This is a genomic window from uncultured Thiodictyon sp. (genome assembly GCF_903828115.1).
Taxonomy (GTDB): Bacteria; Pseudomonadota; Gammaproteobacteria; order Chromatiales; family Chromatiaceae; genus Thiodictyon.
Genome location: NZ_CAIKKU010000301.1, coordinates 1 through 4,524, shown reverse-complemented (window position 1 = coordinate 4,524; position 4,524 = coordinate 1). Strand labels below are relative to the sequence as shown.

6 protein-coding genes are annotated in these 4,524 nt (G+C 66.5%); all 6 read right to left on the bottom strand.

Annotated elements, in window-relative coordinates:
* Positions 1-158 precede the first annotated feature (158 nt).
* Entirely contained in the window at positions 159-1,382 is a 1,224-nt protein-coding gene (gene tyrS / locus QZY48_RS11110; RefSeq protein WP_295430923.1) for a tyrosine--tRNA ligase, read from the bottom strand.
* A gap of 5 nt (positions 1,383-1,387) precedes the next feature.
* Positions 1,388-1,738: an iron-sulfur cluster insertion protein ErpA gene (gene erpA / locus QZY48_RS11105; protein WP_295430921.1), complete on the bottom strand. Its 351-nt coding sequence runs from the start codon at positions 1,736-1,738 to the stop codon at positions 1,388-1,390.
* 112 nt (positions 1,739-1,850) lie between these two features.
* Positions 1,851-2,888: an N-acetyl-gamma-glutamyl-phosphate reductase gene (gene argC, locus QZY48_RS11100; protein ID WP_295430920.1), complete on the bottom strand. Its 1,038-nt coding sequence runs from the start codon at positions 2,886-2,888 to the stop codon at positions 1,851-1,853.
* 178 nt (positions 2,889-3,066) lie between these two features.
* Complete coding sequence (locus QZY48_RS11095) at positions 3,067-3,447, bottom strand: iron-sulfur cluster assembly accessory protein (RefSeq protein ID WP_100917983.1); 381 nt, start codon at positions 3,445-3,447, stop codon at positions 3,067-3,069.
* 78 nt (positions 3,448-3,525) lie between these two features.
* Positions 3,526-4,050, bottom strand: coding sequence for a DUF5063 domain-containing protein (locus QZY48_RS11090; protein ID WP_295430919.1), 525 nt, complete (start codon positions 4,048-4,050; stop codon positions 3,526-3,528).
* Positions 4,051-4,133: 83 nt separating this feature from the next.
* Complete coding sequence (locus tag QZY48_RS11085; protein ID WP_295430922.1) at positions 4,134-4,298, bottom strand: rubredoxin; 165 nt, start codon at positions 4,296-4,298, stop codon at positions 4,134-4,136.
* Between the last annotated feature and the right edge of the window lie 226 nt (positions 4,299-4,524).

Genomic DNA, 4,524 nt, shown 5'->3' with positions numbered 1-4,524 from the left:
CGATCTACGAGGCCGCGTGCCGGAACCGTGATCATGGCCCCCGATCGACAGCGGGTTGTTCATGCTTAAAATGAATCGCTTCTCCGATTACGATTACGACAACGACAACGACAACGACAACGACAACGATTGTGTCTAACTTGTTCTTGATTCGTTACTTATGGATTCTGGTCAGGCCCTGACGCGACCCGCACCTTGGCAAATCGCCGCTTGCCGACCTGATACAGGTGCGTGGTGCCGACCCGGCACCGCAGCCGCGGGTCCGCGACCCGCTCACCATCGATCTTCACACCCCCCTGCCCGATCAGGCGCAGGGCCTCGGAGGTCGTCTGAACCAGACCCGCGTCCTTGAGAAGCCGGGCGAGACCCACCCCGTCGGCGGCGTCCGCGGCAACGAGGAGTTCCGGCAGATCGTCCGGGACAACCCCTTGCTGGAAGCGCGCGATGAACCCTTCCTTGGCGGCCAGGCCCGCCGCGGGCGAGTGAAACCGGGTGACCATCTCCTGCGCCAACTCGAACTTGATGTCACGCGGGTTGGCGCCGTCCGCCACCGCGGCCCGCCAGGCGTCCATATCCGCCATGGGACGGGCGCTCAGCAGCTCCAGGTAGCGCCACATCAGCTCGTCCGACACGGACATGAGCTTGCCGAACATGTCGTCCGGCGCGTCGGTGATCCCGATATAGTTGCCGAGCGACTTCGACATCTTCTGGACGCCGTCGAGCCCCTCCAGAAGCGGCAGCGTGATGACCACCTGGGGCTCCTGCCCGTAGGACTCCTGCAACTGCCGCCCCACCAGGAGATTGAATTTCTGGTCGGTTCCGCCAAGCTCCACATCGGCGCGCAAGGCCACCGAGTCGTAGCCCTGGATCAGCGGGTAGAGAAACTCGTGCACTGCAATCGGCTGCCCACCGCGGTAGCGCTTGCCGAAGTCGTCGCGCTCCAGCATCCGGGCCACCGTGTGCCGGGCGGCGAGTTGTATCAGGCCCGCCGCGCCCAGGGGTTCGATCCAGTGAGAGTTGAATACGACCTCGGTCCGTGCGGGGTCGAGGATGTGGAAGACCTGCTCCTGATAGGTCGCGGCATTGGCCGCGATCTGTTCAGGTGATAGCGGCTTGCGGGTGGCGCTCTTGCCCGTCGGGTCGCCGATCATGCCGGTGAAGTCGCCGATCAGGAAGAGGACGTGATGGCCCAACTCCTGAAACTGGCGCAGCTTGTTGATGAGGACCGTGTGGCCCAGGTGCAGGTCGGGCGCGGTCGGGTCGAAACCCGCCTTGACCCGCAAGGGCACCCCGCGCTCCAGCTTCTTGCGCAGCGCCTCCTCCAGCAGGATCTCTTCGGTACCGCGCCGGATCAGCGCGAGCGACGACTCGACGGTATCCAAAGGCATCAGACCGCGAACGAGGAGCCGCAGCCACAGGTCGTGGATGCGCTGGGGTTGCGGATGACGAACTGGGCGCCTTGCAGGCCCTCCGTGTAGTCGATCTCGGCGCCCGTGAGGTACTGCATGCTCATGGGATCGATCAGCAACTTCACGCCGTCGGTCACCACTTGCGTATCCCCGTCCTGCACCGACTCGTCGAAGGTGAAGCCGTACTGGAATCCGGAGCAGCCGCCGCCCTGGATATAAACCCGCAGCATCAGTTCCGGCTTTCCTTCCTCAACAATGAGTTGGGCGACTTTGGCCGCCGCTGACGCGGTGAATACCAGGGGCAAATCGGTAGGGTTTTCTGTGCTCATGGCTGACTCATGTTCGTTGAAGTTGCTCGATAACACTAGTTGCGTCTGCGCGGCGGGCAGTTCAAGCACCAGGCCCGACGTCCTACGCGGCGGGTTGGGCGAGGCTGGGAACTCAGGGCAACAAGGCAATCGCGCCGAGACCCGCGGCCTCGTCCAACCCGAACATCAGATTCATGTTCTGGACCGCCTGTCCGGCCGCCCCCTTGACCAGATTGTCGATTACCGACTGGACGATCACCACGTCGGAACCGGCTTGGCGCGTCACGGCGATGCGGCACAGGTTGCTGCCGCGCACCGAGCGGGTATCGGGATTGGCACCGGCCGGCATCACGTCGACGAAGGCCTCGCCCAGGTAGTGCTGCCGATAGAGGTCCGTCAGGTCCGCGTCCGACACGTCGGTGCTCAGGCGCGCGTAGAGCGTCGCTTCGATCCCGCGAATCATCGGCAGCAGGTGGGGGACAAAGGTCAGGCCGACCGACCGGCCGGTGAGCCGGGCCAGGTTCTGACCGATCTCGGGCGCGTGGCGGTGCCCCTTGACCGCATAGGCCTTGAAGCCCTCGCCCACCTCGGCCATCAAGAGGCCGGTCTCGGCCTTGCGACCGGCACCGCTGGCACCCGACTTGGCATCGGCGATCAACCAGCCCGGATCCACCAGGCCCCGCGCCAGCAAGGGGGCAAAGCCCAGCGTCACCGCCGTCGGGTAGCAGCCCGGATTGGCGATCAGGCGCGCGGAGCGCACCGCGTCCCGGTGCAGTTCCGGCAGGCCGTAGACCGCGTCCGCGAGCAGTTGCGGACAGGCGTGGGGCATCCCGTACCAGGCCTCCCACTGGGCCGGGTCCCGGAGCCGGAAGTCCGCGGCCAGATCGACCACGCGGACGCCGCGGGCCAGCAGGTCCGGGGCCTGCCCCATGGCCGTCCCATTGGGCGTGGCGAAGAACACCACATCGCAGGCACCCAGTTGCACCGGATCGGGCTCGCTGAAGCACAGGTCGAACTGGCCGCGCAGGTGGGGAAACAGGTCCGACACCGCCGTACCGGCCTCGCCCCGGGAGGTGATCACCGCCACCGAGGCCCGCGGGTGCCGCAGTAGGATGCGCAGCAGTTCGGCGCCCGTGTAGCCGGTCCCGCCGACGATTCCGACCTTGATCATGACCTGACCCCTTGCGCGACCGAGACCGGCCGCCGCGGGGCGGACTGGGACACGGCCGTGACGTGATGGCGAAAAACAAAACAGCGGCCGCAGCCGCTGTCGATGGGGCATCCTGCCGGCCGGGGGCGCTGGTGGGCGCGGAGGCTGCGGCCGCCGGGCCGCTGCCGCGCCCGCCGGATCAGGAGCACCCGCCGCCGGAGCCGCCGCCCGAATGCGAGCCGCAGTTGCCGCAACCGCCGCCTTCGGCCCGCGGCAGGTTGTTGAAGCGGAAGTGGGCGCCGCCCTCGGCGTCATCGACGTAATCGATCTCCACGCCGCGCAGGTGGTCCAGGGTCCCGTCGTCCACCACGACCTTGAAGCCATCGCAGGACAGCACGCCGTCGTCCTCGTTGATCTCGTCGGTAAAGGTCATGCCGAAGCCGATGCCGCTGCAGCCGCCGGCGGTGGCGAAGACGCGCACCCCCTGGATGCTGTCGTCGACCTGGTTGAAAAGCTCACTCATCTTGGCCGCGGCGGGCGAGGTCAGGGTCAGGTGCTCGCTGGTCAGGGGTGCAGACATGCTGGGTCGTCTCCGATATTCTAAACTGGCGCGGGAATTTAACAGAAACCGACCCGTTCAATCCAGGGGAAAAAAGGACTAATCGCGGTCCCCGACCGGGCCCAGGCGATCGGCGGCGGCCAACATGGCCAGGTGCCGCTCGGCATCGATCAGGTGTTCGCGCCAGTGGCCCTCGTAGCCGAGCAACCAGGTTTGCAGCGCGCGCTGCGGGTCCAGGTCGAAGATCCGCAGACCGCCCTTCAGTTCGCAGTAGATATCGGTCAGGTCGTCCGCCAGGCTGCCGGTCCGGGCGTCCAAACCCTCCTGCGCGCGGTCGAACTCCAGGAAATAACCGTCCCGATCGGCGAGCAAGGCCCGCAGGCGCGAGTAGAGATCGAAGCGCGCGTCCAGATCGACCGGGTTGACGGGCCCGGCCCGGGGCCCGTGGTCGGGGACCGAGGTCATGGCGGCGTGCAGCCACGGCAACAGCAGGGCCACCTCCCGCAGCCAGTGCGGCGCGGCGGGCCCGGCCGCCTCGATCCAGTCGCAATAGCGGCGGGCGAGGGTCAGAATCTGCTGGACCCCGGGGTCGCGTTGCTTGGGCTGCTTGGTCGGCGCGTTCATACGTGGGAGTGTAGACGACAACTGCGGCTCTGCCTGATCCGCGCGCCGCTGGCCCAGGCGCGCGGTAGCCGCTTGGCGGGCCGTCACAAGGTCACCAGTTCAAAGTCGTCTTTGCCGGCCCCACACTCCGGGCACTTCCAGCCCGACGGGACCTCCTCCCAGCAGGTCCCGGCGGCGATACCTTCGTCGGGCCAGCCCTTGGCCTCGTCATAGACTAATCCGCAAATTACGCACATATAGGTCTTCATGAAAACTCCGTCGGTCACCCGCGGCACGGCGCCGCCGCCCGGGGTTACGCTCGCGTGGTGTCCGCCGCGGCGTGCAGCAGGCACTATCAGCCGGGCAAGATCGGGGTCTGACCGGCCCGTTACAACCCGCCCCCAGGATCGGGGTGCGATCAGAACTGATGTGGTGACCGAGATCCCGGGTTCGTTGTCGTTGTCGTTGTCGTAATCGAATAATCCGACCACGATT

Bases quoted from the DNA above. Each gene is read 5' to 3' on its own strand.
- erpA (WP_295430921.1), bottom strand. From the start codon at position 1,738: ATGAGCACAGAAAACCCTACCGATTTGCCCCTGGTATTCACCGCGTCA.
- QZY48_RS11090 (WP_295430919.1), bottom strand. From the start codon at position 4,050: ATGAACGCGCCGACCAAGCAGCCCAAGCAACGCGACCCCGGGGTCCAG.
- argC (WP_295430920.1), bottom strand. From the start codon at position 2,888: ATGATCAAGGTCGGAATCGTCGGCGGGACCGGCTACACGGGCGCCGAA.
- QZY48_RS11095 (WP_100917983.1), bottom strand. From the start codon at position 3,447: ATGTCTGCACCCCTGACCAGCGAGCACCTGACCCTGACCTCGCCCGCC.
- QZY48_RS11085 (WP_295430922.1), bottom strand. From the start codon at position 4,298: ATGAAGACCTATATGTGCGTAATTTGCGGATTAGTCTATGACGAGGCC.